Source organism: Bacillus nitroreducens, from assembly GCF_964021195.1.
Genome location: NZ_CAXHYI020000001.1, coordinates 703,647 through 725,174, shown reverse-complemented (window position 1 = coordinate 725,174; position 21,528 = coordinate 703,647). Strand labels below are relative to the sequence as shown.

The 21,528-nt window shown below is 35.4% G+C and carries 25 protein-coding genes and 1 riboswitch; of the genes, 12 read left to right on the top strand and 13 right to left on the bottom strand.

The genetic code is table 11. The features are described 5' to 3' along the window. Positions 1-196: 196 nt before the first annotated feature. From sigY to ACWPVE_RS03430, 9 genes are all read left to right on the top strand, one after another. Complete coding sequence (sigY, locus tag ACWPVE_RS03470; RefSeq protein ID WP_453990689.1) at positions 197-760, top strand: RNA polymerase sigma factor SigY; 564 nt, start codon at positions 197-199, stop codon at positions 758-760. Then, positions 714-1,064: a YxlC family protein gene (locus tag ACWPVE_RS03465; RefSeq protein ID WP_453990687.1), complete on the top strand. Its 351-nt coding sequence runs from the start codon at positions 714-716 to the stop codon at positions 1,062-1,064. Before sigY ends, ACWPVE_RS03465 begins: the two co-directional genes overlap by 47 nt. A 196-nt stretch (positions 1,065-1,260) precedes the next feature. Next, complete coding sequence (locus ACWPVE_RS03460) at positions 1,261-1,470, top strand: hypothetical protein (protein WP_453990685.1); 210 nt, start codon at positions 1,261-1,263, stop codon at positions 1,468-1,470. Beyond that, complete coding sequence (locus ACWPVE_RS03455) at positions 1,451-1,765, top strand: YbjQ family protein (RefSeq protein WP_453990683.1); 315 nt, start codon at positions 1,451-1,453, stop codon at positions 1,763-1,765. Before ACWPVE_RS03460 ends, ACWPVE_RS03455 begins: the two co-directional genes overlap by 20 nt. A gap of 75 nt (positions 1,766-1,840) precedes the next feature. Continuing rightward, a riboswitch (TPP riboswitch) is annotated at positions 1,841-2,001 on the top strand. 107 nt (positions 2,002-2,108) lie between these two features. Next, positions 2,109-2,789 (top strand): thiaminase II, encoded by a 681-nt coding sequence (gene tenA, locus ACWPVE_RS03450; RefSeq protein WP_453990681.1) that lies wholly within the window; start codon positions 2,109-2,111, stop codon positions 2,787-2,789. Positions 2,790-2,818: 29 nt separating this feature from the next. Next, complete coding sequence (locus ACWPVE_RS03445; RefSeq protein WP_453990679.1) at positions 2,819-3,406, top strand: ECF transporter S component; 588 nt, start codon at positions 2,819-2,821, stop codon at positions 3,404-3,406. A gap of 13 nt (positions 3,407-3,419) precedes the next feature. After that, positions 3,420-4,883: an ABC transporter ATP-binding protein gene (locus ACWPVE_RS03440; RefSeq protein ID WP_453990677.1), complete on the top strand. Its 1,464-nt coding sequence runs from the start codon at positions 3,420-3,422 to the stop codon at positions 4,881-4,883. 20 nt (positions 4,884-4,903) lie between these two features. Beyond that, positions 4,904-5,683 (top strand): energy-coupling factor transporter transmembrane component T family protein, encoded by a 780-nt coding sequence (locus tag ACWPVE_RS03435; protein ID WP_453990675.1) that lies wholly within the window; start codon positions 4,904-4,906, stop codon positions 5,681-5,683. A 103-nt stretch (positions 5,684-5,786) separates the two neighbouring features. After that, complete coding sequence (locus tag ACWPVE_RS03430) at positions 5,787-6,806, top strand: thiazole biosynthesis adenylyltransferase ThiF (protein ID WP_453990673.1); 1,020 nt, start codon at positions 5,787-5,789, stop codon at positions 6,804-6,806. A 294-nt stretch (positions 6,807-7,100) separates the two neighbouring features. On the opposite strand, the gene ACWPVE_RS03425 is transcribed toward ACWPVE_RS03430, so the two are convergent. Together ACWPVE_RS03425 and ACWPVE_RS03420 are read right to left on the bottom strand one after the other, a co-directional pair. Further along, positions 7,101-8,263 (bottom strand): IS3 family transposase gene (locus tag ACWPVE_RS03425; RefSeq protein WP_453990671.1). Its coding sequence is split into 2 segments (ribosomal slippage): positions 7,101-7,990 and positions 7,990-8,263, totalling 1,164 coding nucleotides; the frame shifts between segments, so codons are not numbered across the junction. 122 nt (positions 8,264-8,385) lie between these two features. Continuing rightward, entirely contained in the window at positions 8,386-8,769 is a 384-nt protein-coding gene (locus ACWPVE_RS03420; protein WP_453990669.1) for a globin domain-containing protein, read from the bottom strand. 218 nt (positions 8,770-8,987) lie between these two features. On the opposite strand from ACWPVE_RS03420, the gene ACWPVE_RS03415 reads away from it, so the two are divergent. Then, positions 8,988-10,256: a hemolysin family protein gene (locus tag ACWPVE_RS03415; RefSeq protein ID WP_453990667.1), complete on the top strand. Its 1,269-nt coding sequence runs from the start codon at positions 8,988-8,990 to the stop codon at positions 10,254-10,256. 62 nt (positions 10,257-10,318) lie between these two features. Here ACWPVE_RS03415 and ACWPVE_RS03410 read toward each other — a convergent pair whose 3' ends face one another. From ACWPVE_RS03410 to ACWPVE_RS03400, 3 genes are all read right to left on the bottom strand, one after another. After that, entirely contained in the window at positions 10,319-10,708 is a 390-nt protein-coding gene (locus ACWPVE_RS03410) for a hypothetical protein (RefSeq protein ID WP_453990665.1), read from the bottom strand. Between the two features lie 30 nt (positions 10,709-10,738). Further along, positions 10,739-10,957 (bottom strand): DUF4025 domain-containing protein, encoded by a 219-nt coding sequence (locus ACWPVE_RS03405; protein ID WP_453990663.1) that lies wholly within the window; start codon positions 10,955-10,957, stop codon positions 10,739-10,741. 156 nt (positions 10,958-11,113) lie between these two features. Then, entirely contained in the window at positions 11,114-11,323 is a 210-nt protein-coding gene (locus ACWPVE_RS03400) for a small, acid-soluble spore protein, alpha/beta type (protein ID WP_453990661.1), read from the bottom strand. Between the two features lie 298 nt (positions 11,324-11,621). On the opposite strand from ACWPVE_RS03400, the gene ACWPVE_RS03395 reads away from it, so the two are divergent. Next, positions 11,622-11,864, top strand: a complete 243-nt coding sequence (locus ACWPVE_RS03395; protein WP_453990659.1) for a hypothetical protein — start codon at positions 11,622-11,624, stop codon at positions 11,862-11,864. Between the two features lie 97 nt (positions 11,865-11,961). Here ACWPVE_RS03395 and ACWPVE_RS03390 read toward each other — a convergent pair whose 3' ends face one another. From ACWPVE_RS03390 to ACWPVE_RS03355, 8 genes are all read right to left on the bottom strand, one after another. After that, positions 11,962-13,059 (bottom strand): ABC transporter ATP-binding protein, encoded by a 1,098-nt coding sequence (locus ACWPVE_RS03390; RefSeq protein WP_453990657.1) that lies wholly within the window; start codon positions 13,057-13,059, stop codon positions 11,962-11,964. Positions 13,060-13,177: 118 nt separating this feature from the next. Next, on the bottom strand, positions 13,178-14,077 hold the full coding sequence (locus ACWPVE_RS03385) for a PucR family transcriptional regulator (protein WP_453990655.1): 900 nt from the start codon (positions 14,075-14,077) through the stop codon (positions 13,178-13,180). Positions 14,078-14,147: 70 nt separating this feature from the next. Next, positions 14,148-14,333 (bottom strand): hypothetical protein, encoded by a 186-nt coding sequence (locus ACWPVE_RS03380; RefSeq protein WP_453990653.1) that lies wholly within the window; start codon positions 14,331-14,333, stop codon positions 14,148-14,150. A gap of 63 nt (positions 14,334-14,396) precedes the next feature. Then, a complete protein-coding gene (locus tag ACWPVE_RS03375; protein WP_453990651.1) occupies positions 14,397-14,609 on the bottom strand; it encodes a YheE family protein in 213 nt (70 codons plus the stop codon). A gap of 174 nt (positions 14,610-14,783) precedes the next feature. Next, complete coding sequence (locus tag ACWPVE_RS03370) at positions 14,784-15,974, bottom strand: YheC/YheD family endospore coat-associated protein (protein ID WP_453990649.1); 1,191 nt, start codon at positions 15,972-15,974, stop codon at positions 14,784-14,786. Next, the gene (locus ACWPVE_RS03365) at positions 15,971-17,329 is read right to left on the bottom strand and encodes a YheC/YheD family endospore coat-associated protein (protein WP_453990647.1); all 1,359 of its coding nucleotides are present in this window, start codon (positions 17,327-17,329) and stop codon (positions 15,971-15,973) included. The genes ACWPVE_RS03370 and ACWPVE_RS03365 overlap by 4 nt, the downstream gene beginning before the upstream one ends. A gap of 28 nt (positions 17,330-17,357) precedes the next feature. Continuing rightward, positions 17,358-18,428: a YheC/YheD family endospore coat-associated protein gene (locus ACWPVE_RS03360; protein WP_453990645.1), complete on the bottom strand. Its 1,071-nt coding sequence runs from the start codon at positions 18,426-18,428 to the stop codon at positions 17,358-17,360. A gap of 277 nt (positions 18,429-18,705) precedes the next feature. After that, complete coding sequence (locus tag ACWPVE_RS03355; protein WP_453990644.1) at positions 18,706-20,067, bottom strand: YheC/YheD family endospore coat-associated protein; 1,362 nt, start codon at positions 20,065-20,067, stop codon at positions 18,706-18,708. A gap of 326 nt (positions 20,068-20,393) precedes the next feature. Here ACWPVE_RS03355 and ACWPVE_RS03350 point away from each other — a divergent pair, with 326 nt between their 5' ends. Continuing rightward, positions 20,394-21,527 (top strand): DUF445 domain-containing protein, encoded by a 1,134-nt coding sequence (locus ACWPVE_RS03350; RefSeq protein WP_453990643.1) that lies wholly within the window; start codon positions 20,394-20,396, stop codon positions 21,525-21,527. Position 21,528: the final 1 nt, after the last annotated feature.

The following is a 21,528-nucleotide window of genomic DNA, read 5'->3' as shown; positions in this document are numbered from 1 at the left end:
AAGTCCTATGAACTCCACGTCCTTGATTTTACGTCGAACATTAATCACAACCATTGTTCATTTTTACTTGTTTCAAGAAGCAAAGCGCATATACTATAAAAGTCCAAATTAATTTTTTTCAAAGTGAACTTTTCGATTACACTCTTCGTATTATGAATGAAAAAACAAATAAATCTTCTCGGGGGAGAATTATTGCATGGATGAAAAGGAGTTAATTCGCAGTGCGAAGCGTGGTGATTCACTCGCGTTTGCTATGCTTTTTAAGGAAAACTATCCTTTTTTAGTAAAGTATTTAATAAAGGCAACAATGAACCCTGATATTGCTGAAGACTTGGCACAGGAAGCAATGTTAAAAAGTATGGAAAAAATCAAATTATATAATGGTAAATCAAAATTCTCCTCATGGCTGATAACAATCGCAACAAACTTGTATATTGACGATCTCCGAAAAAAGAAACGTGAACTAGAATTTAAGCATCAGGAACAAGCATTGCGAAAGATGAAATGGCAATTTGAGAACCATTCAGAGGATTGGAATGATGCTCTTGCTGCACTTGGAAGGCTTTCGGATGAAATTAGGATTCCGATTGTATTAAAACATTACTATGGGTATTCTTATGAAGAAATAGCTGACATGCTTCATATCGCCATTGGTACTGTTAAATCGAGAATACATAATGGAATCAAAACAGTAAGAAAGGAGCTGAGACCTAATGAAGAAAAGCAAACTAATACTACTAAACGCCGAACAACGAAATGAGGAAGATTCAGAAACCATTCAAGAAATTAATGATGCTTTTACTAAAATTGATCAACATTACTCGGTTTTTACTCCTGATTTACAAGTGTTTGAACAAATGGTGGCAGTTGAACAACAAAAACAAAAGAAGAAGTTTAGACGGGATTTAATCGCATTTATCTTAATTGCCTTATTTATTATGACAAGTTTAATAACCGCAGTTTTTCAAATACCAATCGTGTTTATCATCATTCAAGGTATTGCGACCATTAGTTTTCCTCTATATAGTTTTTATCGATATAGAAAACGGGTGATGCATACATGAAAAAGTATAGCATCGAATTTTGGATACTACTAATAATCATCCTACTTATTCAAAGTTTTTGGTTATTTTTAGATGCAAGGAAGAGGGGACATAACTACTGGTTTTGGGGAATTTGGGGATTAATACAAACGCCAATGCCCATTGTTTTTTATCTCCTATTTGTAAGAAAAATTTATCAACGTAAAGCAGGTAGGGAATGATGTGGAATATTGCAAAATATATTGTATTGTTAATAGCGATAATTGGACAAATTGTAGGTATTGTATTTTTGTTTATTGATATATCAAGAGCAATCACGTTTTATACTTTTTATATGGTGGCTATTGTTCTATTATTTGCTATTTTAGTATGGGAACGAAAACGAGAGAAAGAGGAGGATGATCAAAATGATTATCGTGACTACTGATTATGTACCAGGTAAAGAAGTAAAAGAGCTTAAAGGATTTGTAAGAGGTGGTACAGTCCAGTCTAAACATATTGGTCGAGATATTATGGCAGGATTAAAAACAATCGTTGGAGGAGAAATTTCCGATTACACTGAAATGTTGGAAGAGGCTCGGCAGAAAGCAATTGGCCGAATGGTTGATGATGCTAAAGCAAAGGGAGCAAATGCAATTATCGGAATGCGCCTACAAACTTCAGCTGTCATGCAAAATGCTTCTGAAATTATTGCATATGGCACAGCCGTGTATGTTGAGTAGAAAGTATTTAGAAAACACTTGAAAAAATAAGATTACATGTTAGTATTGGAAATAAGCAAATTTTATAAAAAATCACGATTCCACTAGGGGTGCCTTTAAAATGGTAAATGACAATGTTTGCATTCATTGTTTTATTTACAAATAAGGCTGAGATTGAGGATTGAGTTATCATGACCTCGAGACCCTTAGAACCTGATCTGGTTTATACCAGCGTAGGGAAGTGGGCTTTGGGTTAGTATGTTTTTTTATGGTTAATAATCAATCCAAACCACTTTTTTTACGTTGTGTAAAGAAGGTGGTTTTTTATTTTGCTTAATAAGTGATTAAAGGGAGGAAAAATGAAATGTTATTTTCAGAGGAGATACGAAAAGAGGCAAATTCTATATGGGAGGCTAGCTTTGAGCATCCATTTGTAAAAGGTATCGGTGATGGTTCTTTGCCACTTGAGTGTTTTAAATATTATGTGCTGCAAGATGCTTATTATTTAACGCATTTTGCTAAGGTACAAGCAATAGGTGCTGCTAAAGCAGAGGACCTACATACAACGAATCGACTGGCGATACATGCACAAGGGACCTACGAAGCTGAATTAGAATTACATAAAAGTTTTTCGGAAAAGTTAGGTGTGACTGAAGAAGATAGAAAAAATTTCAAACCTGCACCAACAGCCTATGCCTACACATCCCACTTGTATAGAGCAGCTTATTCGGGCCATTTAGGTGATGTCATTGCAGCTTTATTGCCTTGTTACTGGCTGTATTATGAGATTGGGGAAAGACTTAAAGATTGTCAACCAGAAGAACCAATCTATCATAAATGGATTGAAGCATATGGTGGTGAATGGTTTAAAGAATTGGTTGAAGAACAAATTAATCGCATCAATGATATTGCTTCAAATGTAACGGATGTAGACCGAGAACGCATGAAGGATCATTTTTTAATTAGTAGTCAATATGAGTATTCTTTCTGGGAAATGGCGTATCGATTAGAGAAATGGCCTGTTAAGCAAATAGTAACTGTTTGAAGTACCCATATATAAGAGGAGAGTTTTCTATGAAAAATAATGGACTAAAATTAACAGATATTTTGGTCACAATTGTGATTTCAATCGCATTTGGAATCGTTTATATCGCTTGGGGATCCTTATATTATGTTGTGAAGCCAATTGGACTACATATAGATCAATTACTATATGGAATGTGGTTTATTGCAGCTACTGTTGCATATTTGGTCATTCGTAAGCCAGGTGTTGCTTTACTTGCCGAAATAGCAGCTGCCTCAGGAGAATTTATATTGGGTTCTCCATGGGGACTAACGGTTCTTCTTTATGGTGTTGTGCAAGGATTGTTTGCAGAAATAGTATTTATGCTCTTTCGGTACAAAAAATATAATCTTGCTGTCATTCTATTAGCAGCTTCAGCTTCATGTTTAGGTTCAATCATCATGGATATTGCTTATGGAGAGATAGGTGATTTAGCTGTATGGAATCTTGCTTTATTAGTGGTAGCTAGATTTATAGGTTCTATATTATTTGCTGGGATATTTGCATTCTATCTTGTGAAGGTGTTGGAAATGACAGGAGTAACGAATCTTGTACGCCCACTTTCGAAAAGTGATTTTGATTCATTAGATCAAAAATAAAAGGGTGTTTAAAATGGAAACAATTGCCTATGTAGAAAATCTACGTTTGAAATTTCCAGGAGATGAGTCCTTAGTTTTTAAGGACTTGTCTATCAATATTAAAAAAGGAGAGAAAGTACTACTTCTGGGACCATCAGGATGTGGAAAATCAACGTTACTTCAGGTATTGAGCGGGATTATCCCCAGCTCAATAGAAGTACCGATGAAGGTGGATTCACTACAGGTCCCCGCAAAATGGGGTTATGTCTTCCAGGACCCAGACTCCCAGTTTTGTATGCCATTTGTGGATGAGGAGATTGCTTTTGTCTTGGAAAATTTGCAAATCCCAAAGGAACAAATGTCTGAGCTAATCCAATATTATTTAAATCAGGTTGGATTAGATTTAGAAATGGTGCATACAAGCATTCAAACGTTGTCTGGGGGAATGAAACAGCGTTTAGCCATCGCTTCGGTTTTAGCACTCGATCCTGATGTATTATTTTTAGATGAGCCAACAGCCATGCTGGATCCAGGTGGGACAGAAGAAATTTGGGAGGTTATTAAGAACGTTGGACAAGATAAAACACTCGTTATTGTAGAGCACAAACTTGATCATGTTCTTGAATTAGTAGAAAGAGTTATCCTTTTCAATGATGTAGGAGAAGTAATTGCTGATGGACATAAGGATGATATGTTATCTCGCTATCAAACGCTCATGCGAGAGCATGGGATTTGGTATCCTGATGCATGGGATCACTTTGTTCGAGACAATAGGATAAACAGTCATCAAGATAATCTTGCAAGTAGTCCACCTTTCATTCAACTTCAACAATTTAAAGGATATAGGAAGAATAAGGAATTAGTGAGTGTGGATGATGCACAGGTTTTTCCAGGTGAGTGGATTGTCATAAGGGGGCAGAATGGAGCGGGAAAAAGTACGTTCCTTCACTCACTTATGCAATTTATTAAAACAACAGGTGACTATATCTTATATGGAAAAAAGATAAGAAATTCATTCAAACTTAGTCAGCAAATATCCTTTGTTTTTCAGAATCCTGAGTTACAATTTGTCACGAACTCTGTGTATGAAGAAATTGCATATTCTTTGCGAATTGACAAAAGAGATGAACAAGAAATAGCTGACACGGTTGAAGAGCTTTTACAATTATTTCATCTTACAACACATAGAGATAAACATCCTTTTCAGCTATCAATGGGTCAAAAAAGAAGATTAAGTGTAGCCGCTTCAATCATAAGAGATCAACAAATTCTTTTACTAGATGAACCAACATTTGGACTTGATTTAAAGAATACTTTTGCACTACTTACCTTGCTAGAAAAATATAGACAAAAGAACAAGACGATTATGATGGTTACTCATGATTCGAAAATTGAAGAATATTTTGCAACACGAGTTTGGACTATTGAAAGTGGTCGTTTGATAAAAGATCAAATTGCAAGAAGGTCGAATGTCAATCATAGTGTTGTATCAGTGTAAGAGTAGAAAGGAATTTACAAATGGAATTTTCAAGTAAAGAGACATGGTTACATCGAATCAACCCAAGTGTAAAACTGATCGTATTAGTTTTTTTATGCATTGTCGTATTATTCACAGACCATCTTCCATTTCTTATTCATACTGCTGTAGTCGTTTTTATTTTATTTTTTTGTTTCTCAGGACATTCTGCTAAAAGAATCTTATTATTAACTTTACCATTTCTCCTTATATTTGTTTCAACCTCATCTTCCATGGTTTTTTTTGGAAAAGGAGATACAGTTTTGTATCAATGGGGATTGGTCTCTATTTCGGAGGAAAGTATTTATAAAGGTTTACTTGTTGGATTCAGGGGGATTATCTTTGCAGGGCTTGGCCTAACGTTTTCTTTAACAACGCGACCTGTTTTCCTTTTTTATTCATTAATGCAGCAACTTAAACTGCCACCCAAATATGCTTATAGTTTTATGGCGGGATTGCGTTTAATTCCAATCATGATTGAAGAGTTTCAAACCATTCAAAATGCGTTGAGAGTACGAGGGTATGAACGTAAAAATGGGATACAATCGTTTTTTAATAAATTGAAGGTATATTCAATTCCCTTATTATCCCAAAGCATTAGACGTGCTCATCGAATTGCGGTAGCCATGGAAGCAAAACAATTTTCAAGCGAAAACCATCGAACTTTTTATTATGAGTTAACATTTTCAAAGTATGATATGATTTTTGTACTTTATTTTATCGTCATGTTGAGTTTAGGGTATTTCGTCTATCTACAGCAAATCTCCTTTACATTATTTTGAAAACTTAACGCTTCATGTAAATAATCAAGATATGGTACGATATTTTATATCAGAAGATTTCAAATGAGAGTCGTATAGGGGATAAAGGAAGGAATGATTCAAGTTGACAGAACGCTACTCACGGCAAGAGTTATTTGGACCAATTGGAATAGGTGGACAAGAAAAAATTAGTAGCAAACATGTTCTTATCGTTGGAGCTGGTGCTCTTGGCACGGGTAGTGCAGAGGGACTTGTTCGTGCTGGGATTGGAAAGTTAACAATCGTTGATCGTGATTATGTGGAATGGACGAATCTACAAAGACAGCAGTTATATAGTGAAGAAGATGCAGAGAATCGTATGCCAAAGGCAATCGCTGCCAAAAACCGATTGGAAAAAATCAATTCTGAGGTTGATATCAATGCACATGTCATGGATGTCTCAATTCAGGAGATTGAACATATCATTCATGATGTTGATCTAATAATTGATGCAACCGATAACTTTGATATAAGAATGCTGCTAAATGATGCAGCACAAAAATATAACATTCCTTGGATTTATGGGGCATGTGTTGCGAGTTATGGAATTAGCTATTGCATCTTACCTGGACAAACACCGTGTCTACATTGTCTGTTAGAAACGGTTCCATTAGGTGGGCTTACTTGTGATACGGCAGGGATTATAAGTCCCGCGGTGCAAATGGTGGTGTCCTATCAGCTAACGGAAGCACTTAAAATCTTGGTAGAAGATTATGAAGCTCTCAGAAATAAATTGGTTTCATTTGATCTATGGAAGAATCAACATACATCTATAAATGTTGACCGTATTAAAAAGAACGGCTGTTTATCCTGTGGGACTAATCCAACTTATCCATTTTTATCGTATGAAAATCAAACAAAGACCGCCGTATTATGCGGTAGGGATTCAGTTCAAATTCGACCAAGTGAAAGAATTGAAAGAGATTTGGATTCAATAGCAGAACTGTTAAAAGCCCAAGGTGGTAAGATTGAAAAAAATCCATACCTCTTATCCTTTACAAAAGAAAAAAACCGCATGGTTGTTTTCAAAGATGGGCGAGTACTTATTCACGGCACGAAGGATATATCAGAAGCAAGGAGTTTGTATCATCGCTATTTAGGATAGTGGTGTTAGCGAACATAATTGGGTTAAACACCGAAGTTGTTTAAGAGTAGATTCACAAAAAATTCAACTAATTGACAAAAAATTGCCTCAAAAATGGCCTGACATTTCCACTACAAATGATACTCTAAAATTATAAAAAGATAATGGGGGAGTAATAGTGGAAGAATTGTCAATAACATTTAATATTGCGGCAGCGTTGGTTTTAGTATTTTTTATCGGTGCAATCATAATTGAATCATAAAAAAAATCCACGGTACTGAACTGACCCGCCAAAATGGGACTTAGAAAAAACACCTATGCTACCTGACGTCCATATTCAATTGGAGCCAGGTAGTTTAATTTTGCCTGTATTCGTTTTTCGTTATAGTAACACATATATTGATTCACAATCTCAATTACTTTAATATTAGTGATAGAAGATCTTCTATGGTCTTTGAATCCTTCCGACTTTAGCGAGGAGTGAAAGGATTCGATTACGGCGTTATCATGGCAGTTTCCTTTACGGGACATGCTTGTGATAATGCCTTTTTCTCTTGCGAAATTTTGATATGCATAGGATGTATATACTGATCCTTGATCACTATGCAATAGAACTTTTTTAGGTCTTCGCTTTTTTATGGCCTCTCTCAATGTACTTAATACAAAGTTCGTATCTTGTACTGAACTTACCGTATAAGCGACTACCTCGTTATTATACAAATCCATTATTGTTGATACATAAAGCATAGAAGAGCCATATGGTAGGTATGTAATGTCAGTTACCCACTTTTCATTGGGTCTTTCTGCCTTAAAGTTCCGGTTAAGAATGTTGTCCACAATAATATTACTTTCCCCATTGATATGTTTCTGTCTTTTTACTTTAATCTGACATTGAAGATTGAATTTTTGCATTATACCTTGTACAGTCTTGCGATTAACCTTAATGCTATAACGCTGTTTTAGAAGAGCTTTAATTTTTCTATGTCCATAATGATATTTAGTCTCTTCGCAAAGGTCGATTATAAGCTTTTCTAATTTTTTTGGCCCTCGATTAATGTATTTCTTTTTCCAACGATAAAATGTAGATTTTGGTATTTCTAGAACACTGAGTATATCAATTATTTTATATTTTTTTGATAACTCCTCTACCAATTCAATAACTACTTGCGGAACCAGCTCCTTTCGAGTTCTTTGTACTTTTTTAGAATTTTAATTTGCATCTGAAGATGCTTATTTTTGTTGCGTTCTATTTCAAGTTCATCCTGGCCTTCTGGACCTTTTCCATAACTGTACTGTTTTCCAATAGGCTGTTCAAAACGATAGCTTTCCCCATTACGATCCCAGCGCATCCATGTCTTTATTTGTGAGACATTCTTTATCCCCAATTCATTCATAATTTCTGAGTTTGTAAATCCATTCTTTTTCATTTCTATTGCTTTTACTTTAATCTCTGATGGATAATGTACCTTTTTCCCCATATAAAAACACCCTCCATAAATATCGATTAGTTATTAACTAAATTCGATACAGGGGGTGTTTTTTCCTTGTCTCATTTTACTGGGTCACTCTATACCGTGGATTTTTTTACGCATTTGTTCATTTATTCGGGGGTATTTACCATGATTCCTGCTACTTGTTGAAGGCGAGCATAGAAGGCATCTGCTGCTTCTCCATTAAGCCCAGTTTCCTCGAATGCTTCCTTCATACAACGAAGCCAAGCTAAAGCACGTGTTGGAGTTATTTCAAAGGGCATATGGCGATATCTCATTGCGGGCGGACCAAATTCGTTACTGTATAAAGTGGGTCCACCTAAAAACTGGGTAAGAAACATATATTGTTTTCTTTTAATTTCTTCAATATCTCCTTCGAATAATGGAGCTAAGTCAGGATCTGCATATACCTTTGGATAAAAGGCATTCACTAATTTTCGGATCGCATCGGCGCCTCCTAATTCTTCATATAACGAATTTAGTTTAAAGCTCATTATTTCACCGCCACTTAAATATTAATTATAAGTACTATATCAATACTAAAAATAACATGGTGTGATTAAAATCACGCTAACTTACATAATTATTCCCATGAAAGAAAATGTTTGCTATTATAAAATTATCGGAAAAAATGAAATGAAAGTATACAAACCTTCATTGTACTATCTTAAACAATAATAACCCCAATTACAATTTAGGAGTTGAGATTTTCGTGGACGATTTGCCACTGGGTACCATCATATTGTTACTAATTCTTATCATGTTATCAGCTTTCTTTTCAGCAACTGAAACAGCTTATTCAAGTGTGAACCGAATTAGGTTAAAGAATTATGTTGATGAAAAGCGTCGGGGAAGTAAGAAAGCATTTTATATCACTGAGCATTTTGACAATGCACTATCAACAATCTTAGTAGGAAATAATATCGTCAATATTGCTGCTGCGTCTATAGCCTCGAAGGTCGCATCAGATTTAGTTGGTGGAAATGCAGGGCTTGTTATTAGTACATTTGTCATGACATTACTCATTTTAGTTTTTGGAGAAGTTCTTCCCAAGTCTTTTGCAAAAGAAAATGCAGAAACTTTCTCATTACGAGTTTCAGGAGTTTTATTTACATTAATGAAAATACTGACGCCAGTAACATATCTATTCAGTTTGCTAAAAGCCGTAGCGGCCAAATTGATTAATAGTAAGAATGATACTCCGTCAGTCACAGAAGAGGAAATCAAAGTAATGGTTGATTTGAGCGAAGAAGAAGGTGTAATTGATAACAAAGAAAAAGAATTAGTACACCGCTCCCTTGATTTTAATGATATTTTAGTTGGAGAAATCTTAACACCGCGTACTGATATGATTGCAGTTGAAGTGAATGATTCAATTGAAAAAATTCGTGATATGTTTTTAGAAGAACGATTTTCACGTGTTCCAGTTTATGAAGAGAATATTGATAATATCATTGGGATATTATCAGAACGTGAATTTTTAAGTCTTCTCGTTCAACAAAAGAAAATAAATGTGCGTTCAATTGTTCGAAAGCCTTTTTTCGTTGTTGAATCCATGAAAATCTCAACCTTATTGCCAGAACTTCAAAAGACGAAAACGCATATGGCGATCGTTGTGGATGAATTTGGCGGAACTTCAGGTTTAGTTACATTAGAAGATATCATTGAGGAAATAGTCGGTGAAATTTGGGATGAACATGATGAAAAGATAAAATACATTACGCAAATAGATGATAATACGTATGAAGTAAATGCCGATATGGCACTAGACGATTTTGCTGAAATCATCGGAGTTAAAGAACCAGAAAGCTCTCATTACTCGGTAGGGGGTTGGATTTTTGAATCCTTTGAGAAAATTCCAGCTTCTGGTGATACATTTGATTATCAACATATTACCCTTACTGTCACAGAGGTTGAAAATCGACGAATCAGAAAAGTTACCGTAGAAGTGAACCAACCAATAATAGAAATTGAAGAATAAAAAAAGGGGATAGTCCTTTTGGTTTTCTAAGTATTGAAAACGAATCGAACGTCCCCTTTGTTTTACTGAATGATACTAGCAAGGTTTGCAGGGATAGGGATTTTGTCATCTATCTTATGTTTTTTTTCAAATGAGTGATATTCAAAAAGAACTCCTTCAGGTGAGGATACAGATAGATCTAAAATGTAATCTCCGTGGTCTCCCTTCGTTTCGAGATAAAAGGTAGTGTCCTCTACTTTCAAGTGGTAGAAATGATATTGAAATCCGAGAAATTCCTTTGTATCGAAACTTGTATCGGGATGACTTGAAATGTACTGAGCTAGGTCATCTATCGTGGCCATAGGTTTTTGTAAAACTGTGTTTATTTTTTCTTTTACGTTTTGGGAAGTAGTAGAAAATGTATCTTTTGCTTTTGTTGTTATATCCCGAATAAATTGATTTACTTCAGTCAATTCGGATCGCTCCTAAAAGGAATACTTATTTTATGAAAAATAATCTTGATAGCCTTCTCGTGGAATTTCAGCATCTTTTTTATTCACATTATCCACTACAGCTTTAATTTCACCTTCCATATAAGAGTCACTTACTTGCTCGTGAGTTTCAGCGAGCCCAGAAGACAATTGATCATCTTTATCGTAGTCCTCTGGTTGGTAATATCTTGCGGCTAAATCTTCGGTAGTATTTTGGTTCTTATCTTTCAAGGCTATCTCCTCCTACAAATTAATATCTTCGTTTTTAGTATCCCAACAATATTTTGTAATAAGTCTAGTCAAAAAATGGAACATTAGTAAGAGTAGGAAACAAATGAAGAGACACCCGTTAAGGGTGCCTCTTAAGCCAAAAATATTTAATTGTTATTAACCTTGACGTCCACCCATAGATTGTTGAGCGAAAGATACTAAACGCTTTGTAATTTCTCCACCAACTGATCCGTTTGCGCGAGATGTAGTGTCAGCACCTAAGTTAACACCAAATTCTTGTGCAATTTCATACTTCATTTGTTCGATAGCTTGTTCTGCACCTGGTACTAATAATTGGTTACTGTTGTTGCTATTGTTGTTTGCCATTTTCCTTCATCTCCTTAAACTGATTTTTTTTGGTGGGTTACTCTGGAATTGCACCAGATATAAGGGTTTCCTTAGCCTCTAGGCTAACCCGAATAATTATTCTTTCACGTAATATTTCAGTGATTTTTTAGTTGTGGGTGGGTGTTGCTGTGTTTGTACTAAGTATTATGTTACGAACAAAAGATTATATTCGATATTCTCTCTACCAATTAATTCCTTAGAAAAAGGAAGCATAACCGCTATGATTCATCAAAAACTAGTTGTAAGAAAATATGAACCATGAGTAGGAGAGAAGACTATGTCTATTTGCCCATTATGTAATGGATTTTACAAAGCTAACTTCTCATGTACGCAATGTGAGAATCTATTAGAGGATTCTGGACGTGTTCTCGATTATTTTGGTCCTTATAGTGCTTATATGCAGATTGATTCCCTGAAAATGATAGATGGCATTCCAACAACCTTACAAAATAATGAATGCGCTCATCTTTTCTATTGTACAGTATGCAATAACCAAGAAATAAAAATGATCAAAGAATAGGGATATGTGATACCTTCTTGTCTCAATCCACTTATAGTGAGAAAAGTGTTCAAAAAAAGTCGCCCATGGATTAAATGGGCGACTTTTTGTTCCTAGATTATCGAATTCTTTTTTCTGTATCTGCGTCGAAGAAGTGGCATTTGTTCATGTCAAATGCGAGTTCGATTGTTTCACCTGGTTGTGCTTGTGTACGAGAGTCAACTCTTGAAACAAAGTCAGTTCCACCTAATTGTGAATAAAGCATTGTTTCAGCACCTGTTAATTCAGAAACTTCAATACGAGCATTGATTTTTGAACCTTGAGAAGACTCGATGAATACTGGCTCATCATGGATATCTTCTGGACGGATACCAAGGATAACATCTTTATTTACATAGCCTTGTTCACGAAGTACTTTCATTTTTCCTTCTGGAACAGCAATATTTACATCAGCAATTGTAAATACGCCATCTTTTAATTTACCTGGGAAGAAGTTCATTGCAGGTGAACCAATGAATCCAGCAACGAATACGTTTTCAGGATTGTCATAAACTTCTTTTGGTGCTCCAACTTGTTGAATGATACCGTCTTTCATAACAACTAGTCTAGTTGCCATTGTCATCGCTTCTGTTTGGTCATGCGTTACATAGATTGTAGTTGTTTGTAGGCGTTGGTGAAGCTTAGAAATCTCAGCACGCATCTGAACACGTAGTTTTGCATCAAGGTTTGATAAAGGTTCGTCCATTAAGAAAACCTTTGCATCACGAACAATTGCACGTCCTAGAGCAACACGTTGACGTTGACCACCTGATAAAGCTTTTGGCTTACGATCTAAGTATTCTTCTAGACCAAGAATTTTTGCTGCATCTTTAACACGACGGTCAATTTCATCTTTCGGGAATTTACGTAACTTTAATCCGAATGCCATATTATCATATACACTCATATGTGGGTAAAGTGCATAGTTTTGGAATACCATTGCAATGTCACGGTCTTTTGGAGCTACGTCATTGACACGTTTGTTATCGATGTAAAAATCTCCATCAGAAATTTCTTCTAATCCAGCAATCATACGTAGTGTAGTTGACTTACCACAACCTGATGGACCTACGAATACGATGAATTCTTTATCCTTAATATGAAGGTTAAAATCCTCTACTGCAGTTACTTTATTGTCGTATACTTTGTAAATATGATCTAATACTAATTCAGCCATTATTTCTCCTCCTAGTGTAAACGTTTTCGATAAGTTAAGTTTACTTTATAAGGGGAATATGCGTAAATGTGTAAATTGCACAAAAAAATGAAAGGGTTTTCGTGCAAGTCTACGAAACTTAAAAATTCTCTATTGTCAGAATGGCTAAATAGGTAGTAACAGCACCGTGAAAGTGCTTTATATCAATACCTGTCTTTTCTATGAATTTCTCAATTCGATATTGCAAACTATTTCGATGCATATATAAACGCTTCGCTGCGTTTGAAACATTCAAATCACTTTCAAAAAACACCTTGATAGTCTCTAGTAATTCTTGGTCATTCTGAATATCAGCGGGAATGACATTTTTTAGTTGACTACGATAAAAAGGGTCCATACCTTCTATTAATAAATACGGTAAAATATCATGTAGTTGATATACCTTTTGTTTATGTGAGAATTGCATTCCTTTTTGGAATAACTCTTTTTCAATTTGAAATAACTGGCTAAGCTTATCAGTTAGAGTATGAGTTTGCCCGATAAATAATCGGAGATCTGTGTAAAAATCACTGGTTAAGGTGACGGAAATCTCATCATACAAAATATCCTCAAGAAACTCTTCATTTCTAGTTTCAATTAGTACGCCACTTGATTCATTTTCCCATAAAAAAATAGTATCAATTGGTAATAATGCTTGAAATGCTTCCTGAAATTCAAATTGGTCAGTAATAGGTTGGTCGGCATGAAATAAAATAAATCGGCAATGCGAAAATGAAAATTGATTAGGTGATTGTTTTCCTTGTTGTAAATATAATAAGTTATACCAATATGTCTGTGTGTCCGTCATATTATTCAAATGAGAGCCATATGGCGTGAAGAGTGAAGATAGGAGAGATATCTCTTTAGTGGAAAGTCGCTCCTTCTTAATTCCAAAATAGGTTCCTGTTTCCGTAGAGAACCATGAAAATTTATCAGTTTGATAAGGGGATCCCGACGTAACTAGATCATCTTTATAATGTGATTTTAAATTTTCAATCATAAGAATTATCCTTTCTGCAAATCGAAAAAATCTCCTTCTATTATAACAGAAGGAGACATGGATAAACGAATTATTCAATTACTTCGGGTGGGTCTTCTTCAATGAAGTCGCGTGCTTCTTCAATATTTGTTTTATCGTGAAAGCGATAAACAGTGCCCCCCGCCATACCCTCATTTATGAATCGATCCACATCCATAAAAACCTCATCTTTTCCTTCATATTGAAGGTCTTCACGTTCTTTCCCTTTTTTATCCATAAAAAAACCTCCTTTGCTACATAGTGTGTGAAGGAGGCGAAAAAATACTCAATTTCAACCTAATTAATTATCATAAACATGAAAAAGCATTAGTTCATGGATTTGTTTTGTAATGTCATCAATCACTTTTAATTCGGGGTGGCTACCATGCCAATCAATGCTACCATCTTTGTTATACGTTCCATTATATTTTGTACCTTGGTAGAAAAAAGAAAAACTCCATCCTGGAATTTTACTACTATTATACAAAGGTTTCCACTGAAAATGTGAGATCATCCTAAATATCCCCCTAAATTGTAATTGCACCTTGCATGATTACTTAGATTTTTTATGGTAGACATGCACAACAAAAGAATCGATCACTCATCTTAATTGAAGAAGTGCGAAACATTTTCAAGAGAGTGCTAGCACCAATATAAGCTACTGAACATGACAATATTTAGTCGGCATTTATGCCTTTGTCCCTTTCATTATAAGGAGTTTGGTTAATTTTTCAATCCCTTTGTCTTGGATGTGATCTTCATCAAATACCATTGGTTTTGAATTGATTTCATATATATATATTGCCCCATCGGTAGTTCGACCAAGGTCAATGGAAAATTCACCGATAAATGCTCCTGTTTGTTCCATTAGTTCTTTTCCAATTTTCTTAACAAGTTGTCTTAAGATGGATTCATTAAATCGAGAACGTACCAATTCATAGGGAATAATTGTGCCTCCATTAGGAACATGGGTAGTTATTTCACTTTTACCACTAAGTCGAACTCCAATACCACTGATGGTATGATCTTTCTTTTCATAATGACATAAAATTCGTAGGTCGTAACGCTTGCCTTCGAAAGTGTCAGATGGAATTGCCTTTTGAATGATGAAGTCTTCTTGCATAAGTTCTAGTTTATTTTTCTCCCAAAATGAGGTAAGTGTTGGATAACTTTGTTTCTTTTTAGGTGTCTCAACAATGTAGACATTGTTTCTTTTTGTTATTCTGTATAGACCTATTCCTTTACACCCCTTAGAACTCTTTAAATAAAGGTCCCAATGTTTTGTTATCATGAATTCAAGATCCTCTTTACGCTTCAGAAGAAGGGTTTCGGGAAGAAAGGAAGAGATAAATTCATTCCCTTGTAAGTATTGATAAACCTTCCATTTTGAAAAAAAATACGGATTGAAAAAAGGAATCCTTTTCTTTTTTATAAATGAAACGATATCACTGAAATGTTGGCTATCTTCCATTCGTCGGTAAGGTATACGGTTATATACAGCATTTGGGAGAGGGGTTCGTAGTTTAATCCATTTATTAAAAGGTTGATAAAAAGTAAAGCACAACAAGGAATCCTCTTGTATGGAATTTGGTGTCATCACAATCCCAAGTGCACCTTTGTCCTGTAAGGAAAGTAGAATTCTCTTAAGAACTTTGACATTTCCGAAAAAAGTATTGTCTTTTGAGGAACCTGCTAGAATCCCAATTAAGGGTCCAACAATATTACTTTCTCTTTTCACTTGGAAGGGAAGCGAATGCTCTTGCTTGCTCCCCATATAAGAAATGATTGTGTTATACTTACCAAAGATAAGTCCATTTGGCTCCTCACATTGGTACCAATCGTTTTTATCAATATGATAATAAATGGTACTCATTTTCATTTGAAAATTTCCTCAGGTTTTTTAATCGTTGTCTCTGTTAAATAGATAGCATATTGCAATGAAAGTCTGCTAGAGAGCTTATCGTATTTCCTTAACTTCGGATGTGAAAAAATAGAACGACCTGGTTTTGAATTAGCTTCAAATAGCCAGACACTTCCTTTCTTATCAATTCCTAAATCAAACCCAAGTTCTCCGATATGCCCCTTTAGTCGAGAATCAATAGCTTCACTTAATAAGAGTGCTGCTTGTTTAAGGGAATCGGCCATTCTTCTGCATTCTTCTAGATCTGGAAAAACTTCAGTGAGTGTCCGTACAACTCCGCCATTATTTAGATGTGTTGTAACACTCCCACGCCCAGAAATTTTCCCCGCAATCACACTAACCTGCCATTTACCATTCTCATCCTTGTTTGTATGAACTCGAAAATCAATCGCTTTATGGTCACTCCGAATTAAATGAATTCCCTGTTGAACAATATAATGTTCCAATCGTTTGTTGCGGAAATGTGTGTTAATAAATGATTCAATCGTTGAAAATCGCTGCAATCGATTTTTCCCATCTTCGTCTCGGAAACGGCAGAAATATTGTTCTGTTTCTCTGTCAAATAAGATTTGATATATTCCTAGACCTAGGCTACCATTTGCAGGTTTTATATATACATGTTGGTATTTCGAAAGCATTCTTTCAATCAATGAAAAAGTTGGTTCCTTATGTGTTTCTGGTAAATACGTGGCAACTCGGTGGTCACTTTCTAATAGTTGGTGGATTTCCCATTTATTAAAAAAACCTGGATTAAACCATGGTATCAAGTACTCATCATGCAATCGTTGTTTGACTTCGCGTAATGCTTTATGATTTTCTGTTCGTCGATTAGGTAGTCGATCATATACAACATTTGGGAATGGAACTTCAATAGATTCCCAGCCATTGTGATTATGAAATAGTCCAAAAATTGTTCCTTTTTCCCAATTAATATGTTTTGCACCAAATATAAAAACATATGCGCCAACGGCTTTTTCTTGCGTCAAAAGTTTTGCGAAAAACAAGGTACGTTCCCCAATTGGACGTATCATTGACTCACTAAATCCAGCGGTGAAAATTCCGACCAGTGGACCAATATAGAGATTATCTTCATGGACAAAGACTTGTGTCGTACTGGTGTATGGGATTTTTAACGATTTAAATATATCCTCAGACATTTTGATTTCCTGTTTTTCGTAATGAACCACTGTGCATTCACAGGAGGATGTTCCAAAATATATATGTTTAATCGGTGTTTTTAATTGGATCTTATTTGGAATATAGACGATTCCATTTTCTTGGTTTGTTACAGTTAGTGGTAGAGGTGTTCGCATTTTTTACAACTCCTTTTTGAACAGGTATTTAGGTTGAAAGCTTTGAATGTAGATATAGGCAATATTTTAAAGGTGCTGTGAATAGGACGTCTTCAATAGCTGGGTCAGTATCCAAAATGACCTTTCTTCCCGGTTTTGAATTCGTATCTAAAATAAAGATGGCTCCTTCCTTTGTAAGACCTAAATCTATCCCAAGTTCGAATAATGGATGAAAGTTTTCTTCCAATACAACAGGTAGCCTATTAGTAATTGTATGAATGTTATCTATAAGTAATTGCTTTTGTTGAAAAGACATTTTTTCTGTCCAGGTATCAAACCTATGAGTTTCACCGCCACCTCCTAAATTTGAAATGAGATGATCAGGTAATCCAATCCGTATTCCACGTCCTTGTTCAACCCATTTACCATCAGCATCTTTTTGAAGTAAAATGCGGATGTCAAATGGACGGTTGTTCTCGTCTTGGAGTGGTAAATAGCTTTGCATTAAATACGGTTGTTTTGTAACAATAGCATCTAACCAATTCTTTAATTCTCCTCTATTCGTAAATTGGTTTCTTTTTAATTGGTTTGCATCTTTGTAGACAACCTCGGCATAATTTCGATGAAGAAAAAGTCCAATAATCCCTTTACCCATAGAGCCCTTTTCTGGTTTAAGGATGAGTTCATGCTTTTTCATCAAGGTTCGCAAGATTGTAGAAGAGGAGGTAGCTTGTTTGGTGGAAGGGACATATGGTAATAGGTTCTCATCTTGACTTATTACATTATAAATATTCCATTTATTAGGAAGACCTTGGCCAAGAAACATATTGGTCGGACGATTTTTTAACCAGTTCATAATGGGTTGACTTTTAGTTGAGACTTCATCATTTGAGTAGAAACAACGGTCATATAAATAGGTTGGAATTTCAAACTGACTTTGTTCCCATCTATTCTTTTTTTGATTATATGATTCTCCGAGGACCATTTCAGAGGCGGGTTCGATAGAAGTAGGTGTAAAGCGGTATAACTGTATCCCAAATTCAGGTGCTCGCTTAGCTAGTTCTGTCGCATATCCTCTTTCTTGGTTCGGATAAAGAGTAATGAATCCTAGTGAAATCACAAGAACCTCTCCCTTCTTTTGCGAATGCTTAAATACTCGCCCTAAACTGACGCAATGATTTTTTTGAGTGTATCATGCACCAAGGTGAACGTATTTTACGAGTTTAATCACGAAGCCAATTCCTTAATGTAAGGGAATTGGGTGTTAACTTAAATCGTTTTCTTGATTACGGTATTCGGTGTTGGGCCGCTTTGAAATTTGACGAACTAAGAAGTGCTAATACCTGACAATGTTAGAATGGCAGTTTTGTAGATATGATTCTTTTTGAACACATATTTTAGATCATTTTTTCTGTAAGAAAGATACAATGTTTTAAAATAGCTTTTGCACTTGGACGAATTTTGGACGATAAGCCATTCTGTTCCTGGTTTTTTGACGGTTTTGTATTTACCTCAATGATGGTTGGCTTACCATTTTCATCAAGGGCTAAGTCTATTCCCAGTTCTGCATAAATTCCATCGGTCGTTCCATCTATAATCCCAGCCACCTCCAGCGCTAAATCTATAATGAGTCGTTTTATATGGGGAACTTGTTTTTTTTCATAGTTCGCTAGAAGGACTTGATTAACTTTTTGAATCTCTCCACCTCGTGCGAGATTAGAAACAAATTCATCCTTCGAAGAGACACGGGCAATTACTGAAGTTAGTTGCCATTTATCACTTGACTGCTTCTGACAAAGTACTCGGAAATCCAGTGGTTTATCTTCATATAATAAAAGCGAAATACATTGCTGAACGATAAAAGTGTTTCTTTTTAATCGGGATAATAGGGATTGAAATAGGGTGGAGAAGTTATTGTGAACTGTTTCAATGTCCCCAGAGAATGTCGTATAGTCTAGCAAATACGTATTTTCATCGGTTTTATGAATCCTATAAATATTTCTTCCTTGACTGCCATGAACGGGTTTTACAAACACACAATGATATTTCTCAACCATCTCATAGAGAACGTCTTTACTCGTTAACAATATAGTGTCTGGCAGATAAGTATGGAGATGTTCATTTTCCCTCAATATTTCGTGTACTTCCCATTTGTTTAAAAAATGATCATTAAAATATGGAACATTGTTTATTCGCAGTTCAGTGGTAAAATCGATAAACCTAGGGGACTGTTCTCTTTTACGTGAGTGAATTCGATTATGAACAACATGAGGGTATGGAACGTTATGTTTTTTCCAAGTACCATCTACATAGATATACCCAACCTGATTATAAAATGTAGTTAGAGTAAACACATAAAAAAGTACTCCTATTTCATTTGCATACAGAGATAATTCTTTACAGAACTCCTCAACCGAACCGAGTAAGATCTGATTGCTTTTTTCTACACTGTCTGTTAAAAGACCTACGACTGGTCCGATTTCAAGTGTGTTTTTTTCCTTTTTGGACAAGGTTATTGAAAAATGTTCAGTTGGAAGTAGTAGTTCGCTTAGAACACGATCAGTACATTGAATGACAGGCTCGCTCTCTTTTATAGATACGATTTCAACAACGACACTATTCCTGCTGCAGACTAATTCAATTTTTTGTTGTCTCTGTATGCCTAACTCCTTGAGAATGAATTCACTAACTTTTATTTGAAATGTGGAATCCTGTTCGTTTGTAACAGGAACCACCTCGATAAGAATTTTTTTCGTCATCATTATTACCTCATTTGCTTAACTTGACGATAAAACACTATAATTGGTAAGGTGATACTTTAGTTGGAGTAATCCTACTTATGATAGAAAAGAAAGTTTGAATTTTTATACTAAGTTAGCTCCAGGTGCCATCGGCTCGAGATCACAAGCCAATCGCTTCTAAAAGGCAAAGGACGCCTGCTGTCAGCTCTAGTCTTGTGCTTGTCGCCACTAAGCGAAGCACCTTGCGCTTTACTAAGTAGGCATTTGTCTGATATCGTATCGTATGAAAATACAGCAAAAACTGTGATTGGAAATTAAATTGTGTGTTCAAAAGGGTGAAGGATATGAATGTATTTTTAATGATTTTATTCATGATGGTGATTGGAGCCATCATTGGTGGGGTGACAAATCATCTGGCAATTAAAATGCTGTTTCGACCATATAAAGCAGTCTATATTGGTGGAAAGCGACTTCCATTTACTCCTGGTTTGATTCCGAGACGAAGAGATGAGCTCGCATATCAAATGGGGAGAACGGTAGTGGAGCATCTGTTAACTCCCGAAAGTCTTAAAAATAAGCTTCGAGATGAAAGTTTTGTTTCAACAATTGAGGGCTGGGCGAAAGAAGAAGTTGGAAAGCTCTTAGCGACTGAAAAGAATTTGATCGAACTTGCTGAACAAGTTGGGATCCATCAACTAGACGAGGTGGCAGAGGATAAGCTAATTGGTTTTATTGAAAAAAAATATGAAAACTTGTTAAAGGAAATAGGTCAAAAAGAATTAGGACATGTTATCCCTGAGGAACTGTTGGTAAAAATAGAAATGAGATTTCCCGACGCGGCTAATTATATAACAGATAAAGGGATTGAGTATTTCGAAAGCGAGGAAGGGAAACAACGTTTAAAAAGAATGTTAGACGACTTCTTATCTACCCGTGGAATGCTGGGGAATATGGTCCAGATGTTTTTAGGAAACACTAGTTTAATCGATAAAATTCAACCTGAAATCATTAAATTTCTTAGCAATCCAGGAACGAAGGAACTAATACAATCATTAATAGAAAAAGAGTGGAATAAGGTAAAGGCTTGGGAAGTAAATGAAGTCGTTGAGCAGGTGGGGTCAGAAAGAATTTTAACCTCTCTAAAAGATCAGATTCTAAACATGCTTTCTATGAAAAACTACCTTACGACTCCTGTGAGCGTCTATTTACAGCCTTATAATGACCGAATTATTAATGATTTTGTTCCAATAGGAATTGAGGTTGCGAGTGATTTTATAGTTAATCGTGTAGAGAAAATGATGAAGAGTCTAAAGTTGGAGGAAATTGTAAAAGATCAAGTTGGAACATTTTCTGTTGAGCGTTTAGAGGAAATGGTATTAGGCATTTCAAAAAGAGAATTCAAGATGATTACATACTTAGGAGCACTACTTGGAGGTTTGATCGGTTTCTTTCAAGGGATTATTGCACAATTGTTTTAAC

Bases quoted from the DNA above. Each gene is read 5' to 3' on its own strand.
- ACWPVE_RS03380 (WP_453990653.1), bottom strand. From the start codon at position 14,333: ATGGATAAAAAAGGGAAAGAACGTGAAGACCTTCAATATGAAGGAAAA.
- ACWPVE_RS03460 (WP_453990685.1), top strand. From the start codon at position 1,261: ATGATGTGGAATATTGCAAAATATATTGTATTGTTAATAGCGATAATT.
- ACWPVE_RS03465 (WP_453990687.1), top strand. From the start codon at position 714: ATGAAGAAAAGCAAACTAATACTACTAAACGCCGAACAACGAAATGAG.
- ACWPVE_RS03440 (WP_453990677.1), top strand. From the start codon at position 3,420: ATGGAAACAATTGCCTATGTAGAAAATCTACGTTTGAAATTTCCAGGA.
- ACWPVE_RS03370 (WP_453990649.1), bottom strand. From the start codon at position 15,974: ATGAAAATGAGTACCATTTATTATCATATTGATAAAAACGATTGGTAC.
- ACWPVE_RS03375 (WP_453990651.1), bottom strand. From the start codon at position 14,609: ATGATCTCACATTTTCAGTGGAAACCTTTGTATAATAGTAGTAAAATT.
- ACWPVE_RS03420 (WP_453990669.1), bottom strand. From the start codon at position 8,769: ATGAGCTTTAAACTAAATTCGTTATATGAAGAATTAGGAGGCGCCGAT.
- ACWPVE_RS03390 (WP_453990657.1), bottom strand. From the start codon at position 13,059: ATGGCTGAATTAGTATTAGATCATATTTACAAAGTATACGACAATAAA.
- ACWPVE_RS03395 (WP_453990659.1), top strand. From the start codon at position 11,622: ATGTCTATTTGCCCATTATGTAATGGATTTTACAAAGCTAACTTCTCA.
- ACWPVE_RS03400 (WP_453990661.1), bottom strand. From the start codon at position 11,323: ATGGCAAACAACAATAGCAACAACAGTAACCAATTATTAGTACCAGGT.
- ACWPVE_RS03385 (WP_453990655.1), bottom strand. From the start codon at position 14,077: ATGATTGAAAATTTAAAATCACATTATAAAGATGATCTAGTTACGTCG.
- sigY (WP_453990689.1), top strand. From the start codon at position 197: ATGGATGAAAAGGAGTTAATTCGCAGTGCGAAGCGTGGTGATTCACTC.
- ACWPVE_RS03355 (WP_453990644.1), bottom strand. From the start codon at position 20,067: ATGACGAAAAAAATTCTTATCGAGGTGGTTCCTGTTACAAACGAACAG.
- ACWPVE_RS03445 (WP_453990679.1), top strand. From the start codon at position 2,819: ATGAAAAATAATGGACTAAAATTAACAGATATTTTGGTCACAATTGTG.
- ACWPVE_RS03435 (WP_453990675.1), top strand. From the start codon at position 4,904: ATGGAATTTTCAAGTAAAGAGACATGGTTACATCGAATCAACCCAAGT.
- ACWPVE_RS03365 (WP_453990647.1), bottom strand. From the start codon at position 17,329: ATGCGAACACCTCTACCACTAACTGTAACAAACCAAGAAAATGGAATC.
- tenA (WP_453990681.1), top strand. From the start codon at position 2,109: ATGTTATTTTCAGAGGAGATACGAAAAGAGGCAAATTCTATATGGGAG.
- ACWPVE_RS03455 (WP_453990683.1), top strand. From the start codon at position 1,451: ATGATTATCGTGACTACTGATTATGTACCAGGTAAAGAAGTAAAAGAG.
- ACWPVE_RS03350 (WP_453990643.1), top strand. From the start codon at position 20,394: ATGAATGTATTTTTAATGATTTTATTCATGATGGTGATTGGAGCCATC.